Annotated in this window: 1 pseudogene; it reads left to right on the top strand. The window is 76.7% G+C overall.

Annotated features, from left to right (window positions below):
• Positions 1–318: pseudogene (locus DZG00_RS16700) on the top strand (hypothetical protein); the annotation flags it as partial.

The following is a 318-nucleotide window of genomic DNA, read 5'->3' as shown; positions in this document are numbered from 1 at the left end:
CCTCGAGCTGCGCTGGCCGACCGTGATGACCGACGGCGGCGATCCGGAGGCCCCGGTCGTCGACGTGGTGAACGTCGGTGCCGATCGGTGGATCCCGCGGGAGGGCGACGCCTTCGTCGCGATCGGCGCGTTCACGGAGCCGGGCGCGCCAGTGCCCGGCATCTCCTTCGCCTTCACGGGCGGGCAGCGCGGCGCCGTGGCGCTGGATCCCGGCGACAGCACGCGCGTGCCCGTCGCGATCCCGGCCGGCGACTGGGCCGCGCTGCGTCCGGGCCCGCACGATCTCCACGTCGCGCTCGTCCTCCCGCGCGCGCGTCC

The sequence above is a fragment of the Clavibacter lycopersici genome, assembly GCF_003576405.1.
GTDB classification, from domain to species: Bacteria; Actinomycetota; Actinomycetes; order Actinomycetales; family Microbacteriaceae; genus Clavibacter; species Clavibacter lycopersici.
This window is presented reverse-complemented; position numbering and strand designations above follow the sequence as displayed.